At 58.5% G+C, this 21,025-nt stretch carries 26 protein-coding genes and 3 pseudogenes; 18 read left to right on the top strand and 11 right to left on the bottom strand.

All coding sequences use genetic code 11. From position 1 onward, the window contains the following. Window positions 1–72: 72 nt before the first annotated feature. Window positions 73–1,341: a DUF892 family protein gene (locus J6525_RS40210; protein ID WP_225648785.1), complete on the top strand. Its 1,269-nt coding sequence runs from the start codon at window positions 73–75 to the stop codon at window positions 1,339–1,341. Between the two features lie 403 nt (window positions 1,342–1,744). Here J6525_RS40210 and J6525_RS40205 read toward each other — a convergent pair whose 3' ends face one another. The 4 genes from J6525_RS40205 to J6525_RS40190 form a co-directional block, all read right to left on the bottom strand. Then, window positions 1,745–1,897, bottom strand: a complete 153-nt coding sequence (locus J6525_RS40205; protein WP_225648783.1) for a hypothetical protein — start codon at window positions 1,895–1,897, stop codon at window positions 1,745–1,747. A 268-nt stretch (window positions 1,898–2,165) separates the two neighbouring features. After that, the gene (locus tag J6525_RS40200; protein WP_225648782.1) at window positions 2,166–2,321 is read right to left on the bottom strand and encodes a hypothetical protein; all 156 of its coding nucleotides are present in this window, start codon (window positions 2,319–2,321) and stop codon (window positions 2,166–2,168) included. 72 nt (window positions 2,322–2,393) lie between these two features. Then, window positions 2,394–2,633 (bottom strand): hypothetical protein, encoded by a 240-nt coding sequence (locus J6525_RS40195; protein WP_225648781.1) that lies wholly within the window; start codon window positions 2,631–2,633, stop codon window positions 2,394–2,396. Between the two features lie 492 nt (window positions 2,634–3,125). Next, window positions 3,126–3,353, bottom strand: coding sequence for a hypothetical protein (locus J6525_RS40190; protein ID WP_076829459.1), 228 nt, complete (start codon window positions 3,351–3,353; stop codon window positions 3,126–3,128). 239 nt (window positions 3,354–3,592) lie between these two features. Between J6525_RS40190 and J6525_RS40185 the strand changes: the two genes are divergently transcribed. The 7 genes and pseudogenes from J6525_RS40185 to J6525_RS40155 all read left to right on the top strand — a co-directional run bounded on the left by J6525_RS40185 (window position 3,593) and on the right by J6525_RS40155 (window position 8,627). Continuing rightward, window positions 3,593–4,987: a carbohydrate porin gene (locus J6525_RS40185; RefSeq protein WP_225648796.1), complete on the top strand. Its 1,395-nt coding sequence runs from the start codon at window positions 3,593–3,595 to the stop codon at window positions 4,985–4,987. Between the two features lie 75 nt (window positions 4,988–5,062). After that, complete coding sequence (locus J6525_RS40180; RefSeq protein WP_210262504.1) at window positions 5,063–5,314, top strand: hypothetical protein; 252 nt, start codon at window positions 5,063–5,065, stop codon at window positions 5,312–5,314. Window positions 5,315–6,350: 1,036 nt separating this feature from the next. Next, window positions 6,351–6,521 carry a hypothetical protein gene (locus J6525_RS40175; protein WP_225648800.1) on the top strand — a complete coding sequence of 57 codons (171 nt, stop codon included), beginning with the start codon at window positions 6,351–6,353 and terminating at the stop codon, window positions 6,519–6,521. Window positions 6,522–6,578: 57 nt separating this feature from the next. Next, window positions 6,579–6,728 (top strand): annotated as a pseudogene (locus tag J6525_RS40170) (GTPase); the annotation flags it as partial. A gap of 138 nt (window positions 6,729–6,866) precedes the next feature. Beyond that, window positions 6,867–7,115: a DUF6894 family protein gene (locus J6525_RS40165; RefSeq protein WP_225648780.1), complete on the top strand. Its 249-nt coding sequence runs from the start codon at window positions 6,867–6,869 to the stop codon at window positions 7,113–7,115. Between the two features lie 496 nt (window positions 7,116–7,611). Then, window positions 7,612–8,358: a Crp/Fnr family transcriptional regulator gene (locus J6525_RS40160; RefSeq protein ID WP_225648778.1), complete on the top strand. Its 747-nt coding sequence runs from the start codon at window positions 7,612–7,614 to the stop codon at window positions 8,356–8,358. An 89-nt stretch (window positions 8,359–8,447) separates the two neighbouring features. Then, entirely contained in the window at window positions 8,448–8,627 is a 180-nt protein-coding gene (locus J6525_RS40155; RefSeq protein WP_225648777.1) for a hypothetical protein, read from the top strand. A gap of 699 nt (window positions 8,628–9,326) precedes the next feature. Here the strand turns inward: J6525_RS40155 and J6525_RS40150 are convergent. The 3 genes from J6525_RS40150 to J6525_RS40140 form a co-directional block, all read right to left on the bottom strand. After that, window positions 9,327–9,503 (bottom strand): hypothetical protein, encoded by a 177-nt coding sequence (locus J6525_RS40150; RefSeq protein ID WP_176937145.1) that lies wholly within the window; start codon window positions 9,501–9,503, stop codon window positions 9,327–9,329. Window positions 9,504–9,714: 211 nt separating this feature from the next. Continuing rightward, window positions 9,715–10,011: a hypothetical protein gene (locus tag J6525_RS40145; protein ID WP_225648775.1), complete on the bottom strand. Its 297-nt coding sequence runs from the start codon at window positions 10,009–10,011 to the stop codon at window positions 9,715–9,717. Further along, entirely contained in the window at window positions 10,008–10,334 is a 327-nt protein-coding gene (locus J6525_RS40140; RefSeq protein ID WP_225648774.1) for a hypothetical protein, read from the bottom strand. Before J6525_RS40140 ends, J6525_RS40145 begins: the two co-directional genes overlap by 4 nt. Window positions 10,335–10,357: 23 nt before the next feature. Between J6525_RS40140 and J6525_RS40135 the strand changes: the two genes are divergently transcribed. The 3 genes from J6525_RS40135 to J6525_RS40125 all read left to right on the top strand — a co-directional run bounded on the left by J6525_RS40135 (window position 10,358) and on the right by J6525_RS40125 (window position 11,715). Next, window positions 10,358–10,987, top strand: coding sequence for a hypothetical protein (locus tag J6525_RS40135; RefSeq protein WP_176937140.1), 630 nt, complete (start codon window positions 10,358–10,360; stop codon window positions 10,985–10,987). Window positions 10,988–11,111: 124 nt separating this feature from the next. Continuing rightward, the gene (locus tag J6525_RS40130) at window positions 11,112–11,393 is read left to right on the top strand and encodes a type II toxin-antitoxin system RelE/ParE family toxin (RefSeq protein ID WP_092088745.1); all 282 of its coding nucleotides are present in this window, start codon (window positions 11,112–11,114) and stop codon (window positions 11,391–11,393) included. Window positions 11,394–11,412: 19 nt separating this feature from the next. Then, window positions 11,413–11,715: a HigA family addiction module antitoxin gene (locus J6525_RS40125; RefSeq protein WP_092088747.1), complete on the top strand. Its 303-nt coding sequence runs from the start codon at window positions 11,413–11,415 to the stop codon at window positions 11,713–11,715. A gap of 802 nt (window positions 11,716–12,517) precedes the next feature. Here the strand turns inward: J6525_RS40125 and J6525_RS40115 are convergent. Beyond that, a pseudogene (locus tag J6525_RS40115) lies at window positions 12,518–13,056 on the bottom strand (DnaB-like helicase C-terminal domain-containing protein). 1,119 nt (window positions 13,057–14,175) lie between these two features. Between J6525_RS40115 and J6525_RS40110 the strand changes: the two are divergent. From J6525_RS40110 to J6525_RS40090, 6 genes are all read left to right on the top strand, one after another. After that, window positions 14,176–14,397 carry a hypothetical protein gene (locus J6525_RS40110; RefSeq protein ID WP_225648772.1) on the top strand — a complete coding sequence of 74 codons (222 nt, stop codon included), beginning with the start codon at window positions 14,176–14,178 and terminating at the stop codon, window positions 14,395–14,397. Window positions 14,398–14,465: 68 nt separating this feature from the next. Further along, entirely contained in the window at window positions 14,466–14,852 is a 387-nt protein-coding gene (locus J6525_RS46825) for a MarC family protein (RefSeq protein ID WP_249796324.1), read from the top strand. Further along, on the top strand, window positions 14,833–15,072 hold the full coding sequence (locus J6525_RS46820) for a MarC family protein (protein WP_249796323.1): 240 nt from the start codon (window positions 14,833–14,835) through the stop codon (window positions 15,070–15,072). The genes J6525_RS46825 and J6525_RS46820 overlap by 20 nt, the downstream gene beginning before the upstream one ends. 471 nt (window positions 15,073–15,543) lie before the next feature. After that, a complete protein-coding gene (locus tag J6525_RS40100) occupies window positions 15,544–15,993 on the top strand; it encodes an Hsp20 family protein (protein WP_225648771.1) in 450 nt (149 codons plus the stop codon). Between the two features lie 84 nt (window positions 15,994–16,077). Beyond that, entirely contained in the window at window positions 16,078–16,575 is a 498-nt protein-coding gene (locus J6525_RS40095; protein WP_225648770.1) for an Hsp20/alpha crystallin family protein, read from the top strand. A 19-nt stretch (window positions 16,576–16,594) separates the two neighbouring features. Continuing rightward, on the top strand, window positions 16,595–17,203 hold the full coding sequence (locus tag J6525_RS40090; RefSeq protein WP_092088755.1) for a hypothetical protein: 609 nt from the start codon (window positions 16,595–16,597) through the stop codon (window positions 17,201–17,203). Window positions 17,204–17,598: 395 nt separating this feature from the next. On the opposite strand, the pseudogene J6525_RS40085 reads toward J6525_RS40090, so the two are convergent. From J6525_RS40085 to J6525_RS40075, 3 genes and pseudogenes are all read right to left on the bottom strand, one after another. After that, window positions 17,599–17,790 (bottom strand): annotated as a pseudogene (locus J6525_RS40085) (epoxide hydrolase); the annotation flags it as partial. 844 nt (window positions 17,791–18,634) lie between these two features. Next, window positions 18,635–18,880 (bottom strand): hypothetical protein, encoded by a 246-nt coding sequence (locus tag J6525_RS40080; RefSeq protein WP_225648769.1) that lies wholly within the window; start codon window positions 18,878–18,880, stop codon window positions 18,635–18,637. A 390-nt stretch (window positions 18,881–19,270) separates the two neighbouring features. Then, a complete protein-coding gene (locus tag J6525_RS40075) occupies window positions 19,271–19,627 on the bottom strand; it encodes a hypothetical protein (protein WP_225648768.1) in 357 nt (118 codons plus the stop codon). A gap of 1,204 nt (window positions 19,628–20,831) precedes the next feature. On the opposite strand from J6525_RS40075, the gene J6525_RS40070 reads away from it, so the two are divergent. Continuing rightward, on the top strand, window positions 20,832–21,025 hold a 194-nt coding region (locus J6525_RS40070; protein ID WP_225648766.1), incomplete at its 3' end, for a hypothetical protein.

Here is a 21,025-nt window from a genome sequence, read left to right as displayed (position 1 = left end):
CTCCGTCCGATAGGAACAAACGATCCTGGCTTCCGTTCGGGATGATCTCCCCTCTCATTGCAAGGCCTTTCGATGTACCACCATGTCAAGAAGCTGATGTTCACTGTCCGCGTCGACGAACCAGACCCTCGTTTTGGCAACATGCTTCTTGAACAGTTCGGTGGTGCCAACGGCGAACTCGCTGCCGCGATGCAATATTCAATACAGGGGCTCAACTGCGAGGATCCGGATCGCAAGGACCTGCTGATGGATATTGGCACCGAGGAACTGAGTCACCTCGAAGTCGTGGGGACACTCGCCCGGATGCACCTCAAGCCGGCGAAGTTCGATCGCCAGGCCGCCGAAGCCGATCCCCTGATTGCGATCGCTGGTGGCGGCGGCGTGAACCTGTTCAATTCCCAGGGCAATGCGTGGACGGCCGATTACCTGAAGATAACCGGCGAGCTCGACGTCGATCTGCGCAGCAACATCGCCGCCGAAGCGCGGGCCAAGATCGTCTATGAACGCCTAATCAATTTCTGCGACGACGCCGGTACCAAGGACGCGCTGCAGTTCCTGATGACGCGGGAAATCACACACATGAGAGCGTTCGCGCTGGCGCTCGAGAGCATGGCCAAGCCCGCTTTCAGCATCGGCCGCATCGCCCCAACACCGGGACTGGTCGACCAGTTCTTCAACGACTCCACCGGGGCCGGCGACCACGGCGAGATCGACGCCCGCGGTCCGTGGAACGAGGGCAATGGCTGGGTCTTCACGGAATCGCCAGCGATCCAGGCTGACGCCGGCGCGTCCGCCGCGATCGTCGCGGAAAGTTCGCCGCCAGACGACCAAGCCGGGCTTGGCGACTTGTTGATCGATGAGCTCCGCGACATCCTGCATGCCGAAAAGCAACTCACCAAGACGCTTCCGAAGATGGCCGAGGCAGCTCGCTTCGATCAGTTGCGAGAGCTGTTTGAGCAACATCTCGTCGAGACCGAAAACCAGGTGGAGCGCATCAATGAATGCTTCGAGTTGCTCGGCAAGACCGTCCGAGCGAAGCCTTGCAAGGGAATGATGGGGCTTATCGAGGAAGGCCAGGAAATCATGGCTGAGGGAGAGGAAAAGGAAGACGCGGCCGCGGACCTCGCCTTAATCGGAGCTGCACAGCGTGTGGAGCACTATGAAATCTCGGCTTACACCACGGCGAAGAATCTCGCCCAGCAGCTACGCCACAGTGCAGTCGTCGCGCTGTTGTCGAAGTCACTTGCGGAAGAGGAGAATTCTGATCAGTTGCTAAACCAAGTCGCTCGATCTCTGATGTCGGTAGCCAAAATGCCAGCCGCGATCGAACAGGCCGAATAACGCCGGCTGGCGGGGCCGCAAGTGCTCAGGGCCCGAAGGACCGCAAGACCAGCAGTTCCTGTCAGATACCGGAATGAGAGCGCTGCGCCAATACTCGGTCATCTTTTGGGTATTCAGTATCCCAATATGATGGCACTTCGCCGGATTTTCGGCCAACATATGAATTGGATCTAGCCAACATATGAATTGGATCTAGGATGAAAGAGGCCGCCAACTGAGGCGGCCTCTACGACATCCGCAGCCAAATCAACGCCGCGACGCCAAAGGCGATGGCAACGTATCCGGCAATAGTGATCCGGTCGTATCGCTCGGCCATGCCGGAACTCTCAGGCCAGCAGCTAAAGCCACGTTGACGTAGGTCAAGCTAGGTGGACGGCTGGAGTCCGGGAGGGGAGCCACTCGCTCATGTGAGCGCCAGTCTCAGCCTGTTCTTCAACAGCTCTTCTTTCTCGATACCTGGTGGAAGCCCGCTGGCTTCGTCGCGCAGGCTCTTGGCCTCTTCTGTCAACCGCACTTCTAGAGAATGCTCTTGTTTGAAACGACGCCGCTTTTGCATGCGTTGCTCCACTGCCATTAGCGATGCTCTGTTAATTTTTGGACAGAAGGCGCGTTCCTCTCGGAAATTGTTCACCAATTATCGCTAGTTCGAGGCCTCCGAGTCGGGCTGCCCTGTGCCCTCGGCTTTGCTTCTGGCTTCGAACGCCTCTTGCTCCGACTGCGGGCGTCTCCGGAGTAGGCCTAGCCAGCCCTGCGCCACACGGAGACGATCATCGTCCGAGATCGCTTTGTCAGCTTGCCGCGCGCTGACTGGCGGCAGCGCCGGTTCATTCGCTGCTCGGTCCGGCAACATGTCGCGGCTCGAGCAAGCTCAGCGCGGTGTCGATCTTCGCGAGCAGCTTCTCGATTTCGTCACGCTCTTCCGGAGCAGGATCGCCCACCGCATTTAGCCGCTCGACAGTATCCAGATCGCTGATCGACAACGCCAGGCGTCGGCATCCCTGCGCCTCCGCGAGCCAAACTCGTCTTCCAACCGGCGGGTTGCAAAAAAGCGCTCAACCGCCCTTCAGCGCGTCCTTGACTTGCGTCGCAGGCCAGCTGTCGCCCACGGGCCTCGCGCGCACCTTTGCGCCACCACCGACCAGGACATGAGACGCAACTTCGTCGTCTGCATCGAGAACCATCAGGTCCGTCTCGGGCTCCCAGTTCAGCGTCAAGTCGAGATCGCCCGGAAAGATCTGCCATCTCGAGCCGTCATCGAGCTCGACGATGTGGCTTTGCAAGTGCGCGCGCATCTTCATGATTCAAACGGCATGCGGCTGCTGTGGGGGACGTTCGACGGACGTGGAGCGTCGCAGCCGGCCATCCTCGCCATGGCCGCACTTGGCGCATCTCAGCCGAACGTCCTGATGGGAATAGGGGGCGTTCGGGCCCGCCGCCATAGGCCAAGCGCCGCAGTTGGGGCACTTCACCAAAAGGGTATCGGTTTCGATCATCGGCGGCTCCGTAGCTGCGCCCCATTCGAGGGTCAACGTACGGCGGTTGGCGTGGTTGCCTGGCTTCGTCCGCTGCCCGTCCGAAAGGGCGCCGGCCCGGCAGAAAAGCGACTCGCCTGACATGACCGGACGGGCCGCTTCGTGATCATCGTAGTTTGATTAGTGTATGTGAATCAGCCAATAGCCGGCGCCGCCGATCACGATGACGGCGGGAACGGCCCACAACAGAAATACAGGCATCGTTCATCCTCCTTGTCCTTCCGACCGGCCCGAACCATGGCCGACGGATCATCACTGTTCGGTGCAGACCTTGGTGGTCTTCACGGCGGATTCGGCTTCCGTCTTGGTCTTATAGACGCCGTCGCCAACGACCGTCGTGGTGGTAGTTGTCGGCTTTGTGTCGACGACCGTGCATTTCTTAGTCGCGGCATCGCGCACGATGTAGAATTCGGCGGCGCTCGCAGCCTGCGCACCGAGCACAAAAGCGGCAAGGGCGCCGCAGACGATCAGCTTATTCATCTCACTCTCCTCCATTTCTGGCCCCACTCACGAACGGCAGCGTCAAGGCAAAGTTCCGATTGTTCCCGGGGTTGCCGTTTTCAAAGCCGGCTCGCCTCTCGCGCTGCCGCAAAAATCACGGGTTTGGAAAATCACCTGGGCGGAACCGGCCAGCGCGCGCGCCCTCTTGAGTTTGCTATTCGACCGTGTCCCAATGTGCCCCTGTCTTGCGGACTCCTCGCTATGCGGTTCGATTGAACATGGTCGTTAGATGCCTGACGCTGACGGTCCTTGTTGCGGGGCTTCTCGCCGGCACCCACGCTTTCGCGCAGGAAGACAAGAAGACCGACGAAGACAAGCCTGCCGATCCGGACACCGGCGAGAGCACCATCGAGGAGAAGACGCTTGGACTTCTGCCGAACAAGTTTCAAAAATACGGGATCAAATTCGCCGCGACCTACATCGGCGAGACGCTCGGAAATTTCTCCGGCGGGCTGAAGCAGGGAGCGATCTACGAAGGCCGGCTGAACCTTGCCGTCGATGTCGACCTGCAGAAGCTCGCCGGCATCGACAAGCTTACCTTCCACGCCAATATGTTCCAGATTCACGGTGCGGGACTGTCGCGCAACTATCTCGACAATCTCTTCGTCGTCAGCGGCATCGAGGCATTGCCGTCGACGCGACTTTACGAAGCCTACTTCGAGAAGCAGTGGGGTAACAAAAAGGTCTCCCTGAAGTTCGGGCAGCTCGCCGCCGATAGCGAGTTCTTCAACACGAAATATACAGATGTCTTCACCAACGCATCGATGGGGTGGCCGGCAATCACATCTCTCGACCTGCCCAGCGGCGGTCCGTCGCCGCCGTTGGCGGCAATGGGCACCCGGCTGCTGGTCAACATCACGGATCAGCTATCCATTCTTGGCGGCGTCTTCGACGGCAACCAGGCGGGTCCGGGCCCAGGCGATCCACAACAACGCAACCGATATGGCGTCAACTTCCGGATTAACGATCCGCCCCTTCTGCTGGGCCAAATCCAGTACTCCTGGAACAACACGAAGGGCGATCCCAATCTGACGGGCCAGATCAAGTTCGGCGGGTGGCGTCACCTCGGGCCATTCTCCGATCTTCAACTCGCCAGCAACGGCGTTTCGCTTGCGGCGCCGGCCAGCAGCGGCACTCCCCTGATGTTGACAGGCGATGTCGGCGGATGGGCAGTCTTCGAGCAGCAGATTTATCGCGTGCCCAAAAGCGATGATCGGGGAATCGGCGTTTTCGCTCGCATCTCCGGCGCTCCCGCGGACCGCAATCTGATTGATCTCTACGCTGACGCCGGACTCGAGTTCATCGGCCTCAGCGACAAACGACCAGACGACAAATTCGGCATCGCTGCTGGCTACGCCCACGTCTCGAGGCGGGCTCAGGCACTGGACGTCGACTATCGCGTACTCTTTGGTCCGACATGGCCGGTGCGCAGCTTCGAAGGACTGTTGACGGCGGTGTATCAATATCAGTTACGGGACGGCTGGACCCTGCAGCCAAATTTCCAATACATCATTCATCCCGGGGGCGGAGCAACGGACCCGGCGGGGCCGATCCCGGGCCGAGCGCTCAAGAACGCAACAGTCTTCGGCCTACGCACGACTTTGAAATTCTAGGAGGCAGATTCCACCGTTAATCGACGAAAACAGCTAGACGATCATACGGCTCCAAAGGGCGTAACGCACGAGAGCGTGGATGCGATCGACGCGGTTCGCATCGTTGGCAATATTGGCGCCCACATGGAAAAGGACGTGAATCTAATCGTCGACATCGAGCCCGGCGAGGCTCAGATGTTGATTGACTTGATCGAGATGCTTTTTGATGAAAAGCATAAGCGAGAAATGCGGCTGGCGGAAATCAAAGCGCTCAGCGCTAACAAGGCGAATGAACTGGCCGCGGCAAAGGCGGCGACTCCAAATGCGGCTAATCCGGAGGCCACCTAAGTCGCGTAAAGCTCCAATCCGATTTACTTCACGCCGGAATCGCGCTTGTTTCGCTTATAAAGCTCCTGGTCAACGGCGCTAGCTTGGAACAACGCGGGTGCAGCACCCATGCTCAGGCTGAAGCCGGGTGCGTGAGGGATGAGCGGAAACGCATGTGCGAGAGCGTCTGTGCAACCCGCTTGGGTGAACTCGCAGCTTATTGTCGCTGGCGGCGGATGTCCCCCAGTGACCAGACATGATGATTGCGACTTCTTGAAGTAGTGCGTTCGCTGCCCGTTCATTGTGGCGGCGCCGGTACCGCATGGCTTGTAGAACGTTCCAACCTGCGTCCGAAGCTGTCGCTCCGCGTAAGTAGTCAACTTCATAGTCTCGGCTCGCGCCTGCCTTTGCTTGTGTCCCGACTACGATTCCGACCATTGCGATACCGAGGAAAAAGAATCTCATGAACGATCTCCCAATATACGAGCCACTTGACGCATTCGGTTGTGTTCAACAACTCACTCTATCGCGTCGGGAGCGTTCTGTCGCTATATTTCACGGGTCGGCCTCGCGCGGGCTAAGTCAGTGATCCATTTGGATCACGACGGACGGGCCTTCGATGCCCATGATGTCTGGACTGCTGGATTCGTCCACTCTCAACCCGCGAACAATTTTTGCTCTTTGGGCTTGGCTTGGCCACTTCGTTCAATCATCGCCATCGGCAATTTCTGGAGCACCTTCGGGGCGGTGAATGGGTCCCCGCTGTCGATCTGCCAGATCAGGCAAAGTTGAAGCTGACCTTACTTCGCCATCAGTGGATTGAGATTCGAGAAGCTGACGGAAAGTCAGCTATCGCATTACTGCTGGCGGACTTGCGGAGATGAGCAAGCCTACCAGGGTTCGCTAAACAAGCCCCCGCTCAGCTGCCATGCGCCGCGCCCCAACCTCCAGATAGAGTCGCGCCGCCCTGAATGCCGATTCTCGGTCCGGTCCATCCAGCAACTGCTGGAAGCGCGCCCTGCGCCATTCTTCAGCCAGGCAAAGACCCGTTCGGGTGATGGCCCAGAGAAGTAGCCCCAGCGCGGGGGCGTCGCTGGAGCTCGGCTTCCGTCGTTGTCCGAATGCCGCGGGGGGCAGTGCGCGCGCGCTGATCGTGGCGCCGCCGCGCACCGGCAAAACGGTGCTGATGCAGAACATCGCGCACTCCATCACCGCCAATCAACGCTGATTGGGAAACAGCGGCGTGAGGTTGTCGAAATTGACCTTGTGCTTCGACTTTTCCGGAGGCGAGCGGTTGCGCGACGGCCTGGTGGTCGCGATCGCCGGTCCGCCGAATGTCGGCAAATCAACCCTGATCAATCAGCTCGCCAAGCGCGAGGTCGCGATCGTCTCGCCGCATGCCGGCACGACCCGCGATGTGATCAAGGTGCAGCTCCGCCGATGACCCAACCGCCGAATGAGGACCTGTTCCTGTGCTCCCCAAACAGGCCGCCCGCATTTCAAAAAGCGGGGCCACTAGGAACGCGCCTCCGAATTTCGCTTTGAAATGTTAGGAAATGAATGGGCGCGCTCAATGCCTCGGTATTACTTCGATTTAAAGGATGGCAACGGAACAACCCCTGACGAGGAAGGCCTCGATCTTCGGGATCTGGACGCGGCACAGGACGAGGCTGCGCGATCTTTAGGCGGCATGGCCCATGATGCCGTAGCGACCCTCAGCGGTAGCGGCGCTGAGCAAATGGAGATCGAGGTCCGGGACGACGCCGGCCCCGTTATGACGGTCCGCTTTTCCTTCGCGATCAGCCGCAACAGAGTGAGCTAACCTCAAACTGCAAAAACGGCCCCAGCGCCCGGGAAGAGCACTGAGGCCGAGGGGTCGTCCCACTCCTCATCAAAGCGAGACTAGAACCGCGCCTGTGGCCCCCTGTTCCAAAAAAAAGGCCCCAGCGAGGGGACTGGCTGGGGCCTAGACTGATTGCCGAACCGCTGTCCGCCAGGATGCAGCGGTCGTCATTTTAGGGCTGTAAAAATAGAAAATGAAAATCACCTGCCCATGCCATGGAGGATCTTGGCAAAGTAGGGTTCCCGAAATAACCGAAGTGAATCTTGCGCCCGGCGGAGCGCACTTTCTGCATCAATTTGTTACAGCGAGATATCCTACCTTTCTCGCAGGGCGAACACGCACCTGATGGTTCAGTCAAGCGCGGGAGTTCCCTTTCCCGCGTTGCTTGTGCATCATCGGCCAAGGCCTTTTCTGTGGGCGCTGGTGACTGAGAGACACTCTCGTGCTCCCGCCTGCGAAGGGGAGGGAGTGTCTGATGCCGCATGTCAAGCTAATCGCGCGTTTGCTGTCCGTCGTTGAGCTGTCCGAGCAAGACAAGGTTCGGCTCCAGCAGATGCCTCACATCATCAAAACATTTAGAGACGGCGACCGCGTCGCACGGCAAGGCGACGTGCCCGTGCATTGTGCCGTCGTGATGACTGGAATGCTGTCGCGTCGAAGGGTTGTTTCCGAACGCAATCAAATATCGTCCATCTACGTACCGGGGGACGTACCTGATCTCCATACGCTGCATCTGCCCGTTTTGGATCACGATCTCTGCAGCGAGGGGACCTCGACTGTGGCCTTCATATCCCATTCGCATCTCCGGCGGATGTTGAAGGAATCTCCGGGGCTGACAAACGCATTTTGGCGAGAGACCCTTATCCATGCAGCGATCTACCGAGAATGGGTCGAAAACCTGGGCTCAAGGGCGGCGCTGCCAAGAGTCGCGCATCTGTTCTGCGAGCTTGCCACCCGTTTTGAGATGGTGGGTTTGCTCGACAACGACACTTTCCGTCTTCCTTTAACGCAGCAAGACCTTGCGGATGCCTGTGGCCTCTCAACCGTCCATGTCAATCGCACAGTTCAGGAACTGAGAAAGATGGGATTGCTCGATTGGCGCGGACAAATCGCCTACGTGCTTCGGCGCGAGGAGCTTGAAACGGTGGCCGAATTCAGCGCCGATTATCTCCATGCGCTAAAAGTCCCAAGTCCGCGCGCGATCATAATGGCAGCCGAGTGAACCGGCGCTAGGCAGCGCCGGCCCGAACCATATCCAGGCAGGGGAAGATCAAGAACCGGACGCACCCGGCAATGTCGCAGGAGTCGTGAGTGACCAAAGACGCATTTGATCAATGGTGGGAGTGGGCCACGAAGCCACATAATTCAAACTTGGAGATCAACGTTAGCATCTGGCGCCCTGTCTCGATGCTCTCCCCCGAAGATCGGCTCGACCGCCAGAAAGTTAATGAAGCTGTGGCGAGGCACAAAGAAGAGCCTGACGCCGATTAGGCGCCAGCTTATGTTCACTATTGAGCAAAATCGCTCCAGCGTCATCTGCTCGTAGGCGTCGGTGGCTGAGAGACCGAGAGCGCTCCCGCCTGCAAAGCCAAGGAGCACAGCCATGCCAATCCAACCTGTTCATCGGGTTCACGATGAAGCCGCCCAAATATCCAAGCAGGCCGCATTCGTCCGCGAACTCATTGCAAAGGCGGCTGAACTATTAAAAACTACCTCCGCCTAACACCTTCCTCGGCCGCAAAACGCACGATCCTTTCCCGCAAGAGGAGAGCCAGCACGGGAACCCGCAATCCTCACCTGCGTTTTCCCGGCAGTATTTTGGCGGAGAGCCCGATGGCGTCGCCAATACCGCCTACAGACAAAAAGTATCTGTGCCCGATTTGTCGCGAGCTAGCGTTGATCCTTTCGGCAGCAACGCTTGCCTTCGCGTCCCGGACGATATCCGATCTCAGCTGCCCTAATGGGCACAGCATCAGAATCACACCCGGGGGCAAGGTCGTAACTTCCTCAACATCCCGGCGTGAACGAAAGGGCGCTGGGAAAGTCTAGGGAGGGAAACAGGCGTGAAGGCATCAGGCCGAGCTACCGCCTGTCCAGAAGATCAGGCGGATTCGTTCGCCACTCGCGCCACTCCTGAACGCGATGGCGATGGTGAGAACCGAGAGAACGATCATGAAGGCTGGAACTCCATCACATCCTGGCTTTGACGAAGTCGGCGAGATGGTTAGCGGCTCGCGCCAATGAAGCGGATGCTTCCTTCAGTTCATCCTGAGCCTTCTTCAACCGCTCTTCCTGCTGCGTGAAATCTTTGTCCCCGCGCCCGTCGTCGGCGACGATGCGTCGAAACTGATTGATGATCTGGTTCATCGCTTTGCCCGTATCTCTGAGGTCAGGGCTTCCAACGCGGTACGCGTGCTGTGAATGGCTTCGGCGAGGCGATCGGCAGCCAACACGCGCTTGTCATAGCTTTCGGTCAGCTGGTTTTCGAGCAGCTGGATTCGGATATCCTTTCCACTTCGCATTGCCCTACCGCTTAAGTCGCGCGACAATTTTCGCCGCCAGCTTTGGCGATGAACAGCTAGCCAAAGATGGCTCCCATCCATTGATCCAGTGGGGAGGGAAGCGCAGCAATCGTCCACGACTGTGGAAAGGCGCATGCCTTGCACCAAAGGACTGAATAGATGCATACAGCAGCAAACCAGAAGCCTGCTGGCACGATGAACAGTAGTGGGAACCACCATCCGCGACCGGTTAAAATAGCGACTTGAGACGAGAGGTAGGACTTCGCGAGATCGGCCTTGACCTGCTCTCGGGTCGTCTCATTGTTAATCGCGTTGTCCACGGTACTGAAGATGCGGTCAAGCGGCCCCTTCAAGAACCATCCAATGACGGTCTCCCACATCGGTCAGGCCTTCCCAACCGATCGAAGCCGAGCCGCGATAGTGATGGCTGAGATCCCATCAACACGTAAGCGAGGTACTGCGGGTTGTCCTCCAGCGCCTCCATCACTTGGGCCTTCAGATCAGGATCGCCAAGCGCCGCGGCAATTGGATCAAGCCACTGAAATACGGTCCCGATGCCGGTCAGGAACAAGCCCCATAGCACCGTGACCGAACGCCCCGTGAGCGCCCAGACCTTGCCCCAGAACGTGTTGGCTTCAGCGTAGAAGCTCTTGAGCGCCGGGATCGCATGGAGCACCGGGCTAGGAACATGAAATAGACTTGGAAGCACCAGATCGCCATCGCATCGTCGACACCGATATCCCACGCGGTGTTCACGCGCAGATAGCGATTCACCGCGACATCGGGGATCCGGCCGCCCTGCTCTGCCTCTCGGATCTGCTTGCCCCAACAGGAGCCGAGAACCGCAGCCTCGAAGGAACAGAAATATTCCTGCTCGATCAGCGCATCGCCGGCCTCGTCGCCGTAGATACCGTGATACTCCCTGCGCTGGATCTCAACGGCTTCACGCGAGATCGCGCCCGTGTTGTCGACAGTCAGAACCTGCGCGAACCAGTCAGAGCTCTCGCGCGCCACGTCCAGCATCGACTTGGCGTGGTTGGATCGGGGCGAGATACGCATACGCTGCTGGGTTCGCAAGCGCCCGTTCGGAGAATGTCACACCGGCTGGAGGAGACCCGACGTCGAGTTATAGCTATCCGAGCCGACGACCTGCCAGGTCGCCCCGTTCTTGAACCGAATGAAAAGATCGCTTTGCGCCCCTGCGGGCCGCTCGAATGCCGACGCGGCCGCCCAGTGCAGGCAAACGTCATCCTTGCCGGCTCGACGATGCCAAATCCCGATCGCGCGCCGACGCCCGGCCTCAAAGCGCACTCCAGAGCGGCGTGGTAATCCCGCGGCTCCCACCTATTCGGTAGGAGGATTCCGCATCGGAAAACTTGCGGATCTACAAGAACGTATCATATTATGATACAAACCTCTTGCGAGGCGTATCACCGTATGATACACTCCGATCATGATCAAGAGCTTCAAGGACGAGCTGACCGAAGCAGCCTTCAACGGCAAAGCCAAGAAAGGCTTTCCGGCCGATCTGCTCAAGCTAGCTCGCCGTAAGCTCCAGTATCTGAACGCAGCTGTGAACCTACGCGACCTTTTGGCCCCTCCCGGCAATCACCTTGAAGCCCTGAAAGGCGACCGCAAGGGGCAATATTCCATCCGCGTGAACGATAAGTTCCGCATTTGCTTCACATGGACCGCTGAAGGTCCAAAGGAGGTCGAGTTCGTTGACTACCACTAGCCAGACCAAGGAGGGTCATATGGCAAAGAAACTGCCCCCAATGCACCCCGGTGAGGTGCTACGCGAGGAATTTCTCATCCCGCTCGACATTTCGGCCGGTGCGCTCGCCAAGGTTTGCGGCGTTCCCCGTACCAGGATTGAGCGTATTGCGAACGAGGAGACCTCGATTACCGCGGACACTGCTCTTCGCCTGTCCAAGGCGCTGAAAACCTCTGCTCAGCTTTGGCTGAACCTGCAGAATGCCTATGACGTGCAGATGGCCGAACAAGAACTTGGCAGCGACCTGGAAAAGATCAAACCGATCGACGCGAAAGCTGCCTGAAACGAGAGACGCCCGGACGGGAGCCGCCGGGCGCATCTATTCACTCAAGCTGATTTGCGGGCGAATATTGGCTACGACTGCAAAAGTCAATCCACTGGGGATCTCTCTCCACAAGGCCGGCTGTCTACCGGAAGTACGTCATGCCGCCAACGACGATCGACAGGACAAAAACCAAAGTGGCAGCTCCAATAATCCACGGCATGTCACGGCGTTCTCTGGGGGTCATGTTACTTCCTCATATGTACGTCCTCGAGCGCCTTAGGCGGCTGTAGCCCTGGCGATGTCAGCCACTCGTTGATATGGGCTGCCGTTTCGGCCTGACGCGCTCGGCGGAGATATAGCTCGCGCTGAGTGCCCGGCGGGAGCTGCGCAGCAGCGACCCTGAAGCGAGCGGCCTCCTCGGCCAATCTCTCTTCGAATGTCTTGGTATGTTTCGTTCGATTGCGACGCTTGATGACCACAGCGCACTCCTTTCCGTTGCACAAGGCGGGAGCGCGTTGACGGCGATCTCATCACCGATAGATACCCAAAGCCGTGCGGTGATGAGGAATAAATACTAGGGGCAGCGGCGGGCTTCTATATCCCACGTTACTCGCGTAAATAATTGTTTTCATTCAAAAATACTCAAACGGTTCAAAATACTCATTCGTCTCCTAATGACACTTTCGCTATGCATTTGTCACGCTGCCTGATCTCGCCATCTCCGCAGAAGATAATCATGCCAAAGCATCGTCGCGCCGAACCGCCCGCTCCATCGTCGCGCCCGGCGCCTCGTACCACCCACCTGCCCGCTTGATCGGCATCATGTCGCATTGCACCGGCTTGGAGATGTTGGTCGCGATCGCGCGGTTCGGCACCCAGAGGGCAGCGCACCGCCAGCTTGGTCGGCAACGATGCCTGCAGCCGCGTGATCGTCGCGACCAAGTCGAGCGCATAGCTGTGCTGCGGGGTCACAGAATACCCCTGACGAGTCAGTGGGCTCGCTTCGCTGCTTCGTAACGATGATCTCGAGGCGGTTGTGGCAGCTTTCGTTCTTCGTCTGCCACTCCATGTGCTCGGGTGTGCCCAGCTTCGGCTCGAGCTTGGACAGGTAATATTCCTCCCTGAAGAGAAACAGCACCGTGTCGGCGTCCGCCTCAATGTCGCCGCTCTCACGCAGATCGGAAAGCTGTGGCCGCTTGTCATCTCGTTTCTCGACTTCTCGATTGAGCTGCGCGAGCAGATGACGACGATATTCAGCTCCTTGGCCAGCGACTTCAAACCACCGCAGATCTCGCCGATCTCATAGTGACGCTGGCCGCGATATTGGGATGACGCTTTCAGGTACTTCAGATAGTCGATGACGATGAAGCCCAGCCGGCGCCCTTCCCGCTGCGCCCGCTCGGCGAGACTTCTGGTTCTGGCCGCTCACCTCGCCAACGGAAAGCGAGGATGTATCATCGATGTAGAGCGAGAGTGAGCCTCACAAACAAAAAGCGCCCTGGTCGCGAGCACCGGAGGCTCCTGTTTGGCTGCCAAAACCTTGCGGACGTCAGCTCTAGTCTCCTATCCCGTCGAGTATCCCCAGCTCACGCCCCTCTTGTGGAGTACAATACATGCTTCTAGATCTTCCAGCACGTGACCAAAAACCACGGCTTGTCTCGCCTCGTGACGCGCCTGAAGGCACAATCAATCGACGTCCACGAGGGACGCCTAGAAGGCATGTGAGGTTGAGGTTATTGTGCCACACCCATCATGCGCCGGACGACTTGCCGACGATTTCGTTTCCGGCGATCTCAAACAGTTTGGAATCGAACGCCGCTCAGAGTCGAGAGCGATCCAGCGCTCGCGACTTTCGTCATAGATGCATCGTCATCAAATGGACATGGACCGTCATAGGCGCTCCGTGGAGAAGGTCCTACTCGCTGAATCTCACGATGCCGAGCACAAGATGCTCGGCGTACTCGTATGGCACGGGCGCGAGGGCCGTGCCATTGCGATCGATGACTTGGCAACCGACACAAGGAGGCCAGCAACCGGGATGTTCCAAGATCCCCTTGTCCCATGGACCCGGTCGGTTCGATCAAGCTTCCAGCGACAACCGTGCTGACCGAAATCTGAGCGGCTCTACAATCACAAGCCTTCCGGGCTGCGACCACAGCCAAGAACCCTTGAAATGGCTGACTCTGCTCCTATCGTCTGTTGTGGGCAAGCTTCAGCTTGCCGAAAGGTCCTCGGAGACAATTTGACCATGGACCCGAAACGGGGATCCAGCTTTGCAGGGGCTGCGGATCTTGTGGCGCACGCGGACACGGCGCGTCGACACCTTGCTGAACTGAGCGCAGCCTGTGCGAACGGCGACAAGAGTGCGGCCCGCCGGCATTGCGCCAGGCAATCAGTGAGCTCGAGCTCGCTCGCGCGATGTTGCGAATTGGAAATGACTGAATTGGAGACGTCGGGCACCTAACTGCGGGCTCCATCATGACGGCACAGCTTCACGATTTACTTACCGAGGCCCTTGAAAGCATCAAGTCGGGCGGTTTGATTCACAAATACAGCCTGGTCTGGGCCGGTCGTAGCGAGGCGCCACGCATTATCGTGTGTAAATCCGTCGACATTCCAGATGACGTTTTGCGTCGTACAATAGTGAGTTCACTGGCTGGCCTCGCAGCTGATTCACAAATTACCATCGAAAAGGATTGAGGGCGGCGGCGTTCAGCTGTCAGAGGTGGGCTACGACTATGCTTTGGAATCAGTTCGTCGGAATCACGATGCTGCTCTATGCGCTGACGAATCCGGTCGGAGCCATTCCAGTCTTTCTTGCGATCACGCGGCAGGCGCGAAGCGCAAATATCCATCGTATCATCGTCTTGGCATGCACGGCGGTTGCGGTTTTCTTTGTGGGGGCCGCGGTCCTCGGCAAGCAGATCCTCGGCTTTTTCAATGTCGGTCTCGATGACTTTCGTATCGCAGGCGGGTTGCTTGCACGGGTCATCGCGCTCGAGACGTTTCAGGCACAGTATGGGAAATTCTTGCAATCAACCAGCGGAGTTGACAGCAGCGAAGTAGATATCCATGGAATGGCGATAACACCGTTTTGCATTCCCTTTGCTCGTCGGACCAGCCGAAGTCGGCATCATGATCACCCTTTCCAATGATAATCCTGGCTGGCTTGCGAAGGCGCTGCTTGCTGCGGCGTCAATCATCGCAACATTCCTGATCGGATTGACACTCTGGACGGCGGCGGCGATCGAGCGGTTCCTGGGAAAAACCGGGATCAACGTTATGACCCGCACCATGGCGCTCATTGTAGCGGCGATAGGCGTGAACTTCATTATGACTGGCCTGCGGAGCGAATTGCCCGGATTGGCCGGCTGAGATTCTGACAGGCCAGTTGCAAGCTAGGCTTCCGCGCCGGCTGCGCAACGGATCTCACATGACGCGTGCCTTCGTGGTGAGCCTTTGCACGGCAGCGGGCTCCAGAGCAAATGGAAATACCGCAATGGGACTGGCACGCCCGGGGACAAGTGCAAACTTCTCCGGTCCCGCGCGAGGTTCAGCATTGAGCGGTCTCCCGACCCGGCGCAGATGGCCGGCGTGCCCTCGCGAGCCAACTGCCCGAACTCGGTTCCGTGCGCGGGCCGGAATAACCCGACTAAACCAAGCCAAAAAATTTTTGCGAACGCTCTTGAAACTGATCGCCGTTTTTCTAATTGGATTTTTGCCGCTTACGGGCGGTGCCGGGCGCCAGGTTTGGGCTCGGCAAAGCAAGCAGGGCGCCGGACAGGTGTCTTGCACCGATCGTCTTGCGCTCCTTCGTATCCATCTTGCTCTCTGGAGGACTTGGCTATGAGGACATACGATTTCGCTCCCCTGTGGCGTTCGAGTATTGGATTCGACCGCCTCATCGATCTTCTCGACGAAACCCAGCAACGGTCCGAAGACAACTACCCGCCCTACAATATCGAGCGGCTCGGAGAGGACCGTTACCAGATCTCGGTCGCACTGGCCGGCTTCAACCAGGACGAGATTTCGGTGACGGCTGAGCAGAACGTGCTGACCGTGGAAGGCCGCAAGGGCGACAAGGACCAGCACGAATACCTCTATCAGGGTATCTCGGCGCGTCCGTTCAAGCGACAGTTCAACCTCGCCGACCACGTGCAGGTCAAGTCGGCAATGGTCGAGAACGGTCTGCTGCGGATCGAGCTCGTGCGCGAAATCCCCGAGGCCATGAAGCCTCGGCGTATTGCCATCGGAAGTGGCGCTCCTGGCGGACAGATCACGCAGAAGGCGGCCTGAGCCCGCTTCCTATTGGGCCAAAACACGCACGGACGGTAACCGTCCGTGCGCTGACTAGCTGCATGTCAAGTTAAGGAGGATATCATGGGTATTCGGGATCTCGTTCCCTGGGGCAAAGGGCAAGAACTCTCAACCGGACGAGAGGCATTCGATCCGTTTCTCACGCTTCACCGCGAGATGAACCGTCTGTTCGATGACGCCTTCCGCGGCTTCGGCTCATTCGGTCGCATCAACGCTCCGTTGATGGAGGGCCAGTTTAGCTGGCCACGCCTGGAATTGAATGAGACCGATAAGGAGGTTAGGATTTCCGCCGAGCTTCCAGGCCTCAGCGAAAAGGATGTCCAGGTTGAAATCGCCAACGGCATCCTTTCAATCCGGGGTGAAAGGAAAGCCGAACGCAGCGACGATTCCAAGTTCGTCAGCGAGCGATACTACGGCTCTTTCGAGCGCCAGATTCCGCTTGATGGCGTCGAGGAAGATAAGGCGAAGGCCGACTTCAAGAACGGCGTCCTCACCGTGACGCTGCCGAGGTCCGAGCAGTCAAGGTCGAACGTCAAGCGTATCGCGATCAACAGCAACTAACGTCAGAGGTCGGCGGCGTATGACCGTCGCCGACCTCTATATTCAAGCCTTCAGCAACGCGTCTCTGGACGAAAGGAGAAACAGGAGACACGCCATGAGCCAAGCCAATCGTAATGCCAACCTCAATGAGCCGATTTTCCATCCAGTATCTCACTACAATTCACCCGGCGATGTATTGAATGACGCGCGGCTCTCGACAGACGAGAAGCGAGTCATCCTATCGTCCTGGGCATCGGATATGTACGTCGTCGAATCCCAGCCGGCTCTTCGGGAGGTGCCCGGCATTCCGTATCGGTTGCGCCTCGCCGATATCCTGGCGGCGCTGAAGCGGCTGGACGACGAGGAGGATCCGCCGCCGCGCGGTGGAATGGCGATGCAGCTGCCTCGGTTGAGCAAGCCGGTGCCCGCCGTTTGCGATTCCGAACGACATGCTGCGACGAAGCGGCATCGGCCGTTGAAAGTATCCCGCGCGGATGCTCGGTGGACTCGCGAAGCAAATGTACGGCGATACCGAAAGCTGTTGGACACTCAACTGACTGACGCAGAACGCAGCTTCATCAGGCGGCGTCTTGTCGAGGAATTGAAGGGCCTGATCACCTCCCGGAGCGAGCGTCATCACAAAAACTGAGCCCGGGACCGCGCAGTGTACGAATAAACTGTCGATGAAGGCAGGAAAAGATGGCAGCAGATCCGTTAGCTCAAGCGAAGATGGGTGTGGAGGCCCTTGCACTGTGTATCGCAGGTGTCTTGTGCGAACGTGACCCATCGCTTTTGCCCGTATTCCAAGAAAGTGCGAGCACGCTTCATCGCATTCTCGATGATCGTGGAGATCATGAGGCGGCAGCAATGATCGGCGCATTTGGTCGAGCACTAATGAAACGTCCTCCAATCCCCAATTGACAATGGTGACCACAGCACTCCCATCGCTCGTGGGCTAAAGCCTACCACTCGAGCTACGCCGAAAACTGGCGCATCGCCTCCAATCTTTTCATGGGTGACCTCCGGTGAGCATGTTCGCGCCAGAGTTCTGACCAGCTGTTCATAGGCGCGTCGTTCCTCTGCGGAGAGACTGGACGGCGGTGGGTTGCCGGCCTTGAAGGCCTTGTCGACGTCGGCTGGAACGGTGGCGGGCATGTTGGTGTGGATGGCAAGCAATCCCGCAGGTGCCTGTAAGCCCATCTGGTCGACGACAAACGCTCCCCAATCGCCTCCCTGTTCGCCGCAACAGCCCGGGCCCCGATGGCGTGTCTTCCGCGCCCGCGGCCAATTCTACACACAAAACGCGAAAACGGCCCCAGCTTGGGGATCGCTGAGGCCGTCGTTTCGTCTGCTGGGGGCGCGGGCGCCGGTGAGCAAGAGCCACCTCGGTTCAGGCAGAATGCCGGTACATCCGCGGCAGCCTGAATTGCACTCGACGTCGCAGCGCACTTGCCGAGGGCCTCGGGGGGACGCTACAAGCGACCCCGGCGCTGGGGGCACCAGGGTCGCCACTGAACTCCCGGTCGGGGGGGCACCTGATCGCGGGAGCAACGAATTGACTCTTCGCATTCCCACTTGTTCCCGAGGCGTTAGCAAATCAGCAACGTGATCGGCGCAGGCTTCTCTGAGGGACGGGACCGTTGGGGACGCAGCACGGTCACGTTTCGGAGAAGCTGGCGCACCGGCCCTGAGCGTCGGCTCCTCTTTTGGACCTTGTGTGAGTTAGGCAACAGCCGTCACTCCGGGTACCTGCTAAGCAAGTGACGTTGGGAATTTCAGGGCCCTAGCGCTGGGAATGACAGGGCGCCGCCGGGACAAACCATTTCGGGCCCGGCGGCGTAGTTTTTGAGATTTGCCGCGCTGACGCATGAGAGGCGTCTCAAGATGTCTGGCGACAAGATTGCTACAAAGACCGTGCTGTTAGCGCTGGCCATAGGCATTGCCATATGGGCAACTATGGGGGCGCCCGAGCCAGGCACAAATTCGCCGATGCACGTCGCCAGCAGGCGATGAGGCCCTGCCTGCCCGTCTGGCGGTTTAGTCTCCTAGGGACATTGGGCGCTGTCGCTTTAGGTCGGCGTCATTCGAGCGGTAGAGAAAGCGCGGGCAGCGGCCTATTGCCCTGCTCGCAACCTGTTCGCCCCTTGAGCGGCAGAACCGGCGTTGAGGCATCCGCGGCAGTCCGGCCCATGAAATGGGTCAGATTAACGCCCGATGACCACTCCACATAACCAACGGCCGAAAAGGCGAGCGCTCCCACGACGAGAATACTGAGCACTGAAGCGGCGGCTGCTGACGCCAAGCTTTGGCTGCTGAAAAACGGCATCATAATTCTCCGACACCGAGTTGCCACCCATCGGGGCGTTAGGCCGACTCGCGATGATCGCGTGTGAACGGCCTCACATATCACGCGCACTTGATGCGTCATTGGCCCGTGGCACAGCCCCTGCAGTTTGCTTGGTGCTGGGGATTTCAGCGTCCCAGTTCAGGAAGGAAACGCCGCCGGCGTGTATTATTGAGACCGGCGGCGTCTTTTTCTTGAGCCAGCGCGAGCTAGCCCGTTTCAGGCCGCCTCGCCGTCTTCATCTTGCTGCTCGACGTTCGGCCACTCGGGCATTGCATACCCCGTGGCCCGATCACTACCCGCAAGCCCACAGAACTCAGCGACTGGAACAGCCTCTGAAAGGCGGCTTCGTCTTGAAAGTAGAACTCGCCATCACCCGCACAAAGCGGACTGGCGTGCCAGAATGCAACGAGTGCTTTTGCCTTCAGTCCGCCGATGCTCGCAAATCTCCGTAATACCCAGCCTGTCGCGGGCCTCCTCAAAGAACCTGCCTTTTTCGGTCAGAGATCTGTTATTTGCCTTATCCCACACATCGATCGGCGCACCCTCACCAAACCGCTCGTCCATTTCTTCATGCATCTTCGTGTGCAACCGCGCCCACTCTGCATGCCGCGCGTAGTATTCGCGCACTAACGGCTCAAACTTCGCAGCGAGCCCGATGAGTTCAGCATCGACCCGCGGCCACCCACCCGGCAATGTCGGGCGGTGTCCATTGTCTGCGTGGTCCAACCCGCAATCGTGATCACCATTTCGCCAGTCAACCCCGACAAGATCCAACACGGTCGCAGCGCGCGATGACGGTTATCACGAAGGATCATATGCATATTCTCGTGGAGCTCGAAAAACTCTTTCATTGAGCGGCGGCGCGCCTTGACCCACGGATTGCGTATCCTGCGCGGAATGGCGAATTCCTAGCGGCTTGTTTTGCGTCGCGTGCGACCTTCAATCCCACGACGGCTAGCGCTTCAGTGCCAGCTTCGATCCGAGGCGTCGGTCAAGCCCAGAGCCTGCTCCTTCTTAGGTAAGAAACATTTACGTACCGCCGCAGTCATCAACTCGTCAGGATTTTGACCTTTACATCCTGGGCTAGAGCCAACGGCCCGTGTGTATTTTAAGCGGGCGGCGTCGCGCCCTGGTCAGGCAAACCACCTAAAGCCGGAAGCGGCCGCCATCGAGTTGTGAGAGCGCTGACACCAACGCAGAGCTTGCTGCGCCCGGAAGACCAACCTCGACATTTGGAACATTCCGGGCCTTACCCGCTTGTTCCGAAATCCAGAACGAGATCACCAACGTGACGGACGAACTTGAATATCTAGCGCACCGATTGGTGATTATCGAGCAACCCGGCGGCGGGTACTTGGTGGAAGCGACGCCGATCGCTGGCGGACAAACGATCAGAACAATGACCATCAACGTACCCAGGAAGCGATCGCTGCAGCGAAACGGACAATCGACAACCATCTCGAAGGTAGGGGACCTGCCAATCTGGCTCGCTATTAGTGGCTTTGGGGCGGAAGTTCCATGCAGCCCCTTGGGGCTGAGTCGGCGGCTCTCCGCCGATTTGAACCCAAGACATTAAAACAATAAGTCCTGGCGTCTGCGAGGAGCGCTTTGGACGCGCGGTTTTATAGCCTATTCGGGCTACGTGCATCCGGCATAAATTGCGCTTTCAGCGAGAGACGCTCGGGCTTAAGCTATGTGACAAATGCTGCACTGTCGGGGTGTGCCATGGCCGAAACATTCGTCCGCGTAGGCATCGTCCTCTTGAGGCTTTGCCCTTTCGCAATCGTTGCAATTGCTCTGCTCGTGCAAAGCTGACACGGTTTCATTCGCGAGTCGGCCGGAGCGAACCGGCCGAGACAGCGGCCCCAGCGACTGCCTCTTGGCCCCCAAAGGTTGCTGCGGCCGTTTCTAACTCTCTAAATTCATAGCAATGAAACACGTTGGCGACCGCCCCTACTCCGAATCCGAAAAAGCCGCGCGCAGGATCATGGAGCACGCTCGGGCCTTCGAGCCGATCCAGGATGGCCGGATCTGCATCGAAAAGATCAACTATCCGATGCTCTACCAGGACAAGGCGACGCCGGCTGAGTATTGGGCTGGCTTGGAGTACGCGAAGGATCGGGG

Origin of the sequence: Bradyrhizobium australafricanum (assembly GCF_020329495.1) — a bacterium.
GTDB classification, from domain to species: Bacteria; Pseudomonadota; Alphaproteobacteria; order Rhizobiales; family Xanthobacteraceae; genus Bradyrhizobium; species Bradyrhizobium australafricanum.
This window is presented reverse-complemented; position numbering and strand designations above follow the sequence as displayed.

What these genes read in the sequence shown, in the direction of transcription:
- J6525_RS40185 (WP_225648796.1), top strand. Translation starts at nt 3,593, where the DNA reads ATGGTCGTTAGATGCCTGACGCTGACGGTCCTTGTTGCGGGGCTTCTC.
- J6525_RS40110 (WP_225648772.1), top strand. Translation starts at nt 14,176, where the DNA reads ATGACGGCACAGCTTCACGATTTACTTACCGAGGCCCTTGAAAGCATC.
- J6525_RS40160 (WP_225648778.1), top strand. Translation starts at nt 7,612, where the DNA reads ATGCCGCATGTCAAGCTAATCGCGCGTTTGCTGTCCGTCGTTGAGCTG.
- J6525_RS40175 (WP_225648800.1), top strand. Translation starts at nt 6,351, where the DNA reads ATGGCCCAGAGAAGTAGCCCCAGCGCGGGGGCGTCGCTGGAGCTCGGC.
- J6525_RS40190 (WP_076829459.1), bottom strand. Translation starts at nt 3,353, where the DNA reads ATGAATAAGCTGATCGTCTGCGGCGCCCTTGCCGCTTTTGTGCTCGGT.
- J6525_RS40095 (WP_225648770.1), top strand. Translation starts at nt 16,078, where the DNA reads ATGGGTATTCGGGATCTCGTTCCCTGGGGCAAAGGGCAAGAACTCTCA.
- J6525_RS46820 (WP_249796323.1), top strand. Translation starts at nt 14,833, where the DNA reads ATGATCACCCTTTCCAATGATAATCCTGGCTGGCTTGCGAAGGCGCTG.
- J6525_RS46825 (WP_249796324.1), top strand. Translation starts at nt 14,466, where the DNA reads ATGCTGCTCTATGCGCTGACGAATCCGGTCGGAGCCATTCCAGTCTTT.
- J6525_RS40130 (WP_092088745.1), top strand. Translation starts at nt 11,112, where the DNA reads ATGATCAAGAGCTTCAAGGACGAGCTGACCGAAGCAGCCTTCAACGGC.
- J6525_RS40150 (WP_176937145.1), bottom strand. Translation starts at nt 9,503, where the DNA reads ATGAACCAGATCATCAATCAGTTTCGACGCATCGTCGCCGACGACGGG.
- J6525_RS40125 (WP_092088747.1), top strand. Translation starts at nt 11,413, where the DNA reads ATGGCAAAGAAACTGCCCCCAATGCACCCCGGTGAGGTGCTACGCGAG.
- J6525_RS40165 (WP_225648780.1), top strand. Translation starts at nt 6,867, where the DNA reads ATGCCTCGGTATTACTTCGATTTAAAGGATGGCAACGGAACAACCCCT.
- J6525_RS40195 (WP_225648781.1), bottom strand. Translation starts at nt 2,633, where the DNA reads ATGCGCGCGCACTTGCAAAGCCACATCGTCGAGCTCGATGACGGCTCG.
- J6525_RS40210 (WP_225648785.1), top strand. Translation starts at nt 73, where the DNA reads ATGTACCACCATGTCAAGAAGCTGATGTTCACTGTCCGCGTCGACGAA.
- J6525_RS40100 (WP_225648771.1), top strand. Translation starts at nt 15,544, where the DNA reads ATGAGGACATACGATTTCGCTCCCCTGTGGCGTTCGAGTATTGGATTC.
- J6525_RS40080 (WP_225648769.1), bottom strand. Translation starts at nt 18,880, where the DNA reads ATGCCGTTTTTCAGCAGCCAAAGCTTGGCGTCAGCAGCCGCCGCTTCA.
- J6525_RS40090 (WP_092088755.1), top strand. Translation starts at nt 16,595, where the DNA reads ATGACCGTCGCCGACCTCTATATTCAAGCCTTCAGCAACGCGTCTCTG.
- J6525_RS40205 (WP_225648783.1), bottom strand. Translation starts at nt 1,897, where the DNA reads ATGCAAAAGCGGCGTCGTTTCAAACAAGAGCATTCTCTAGAAGTGCGG.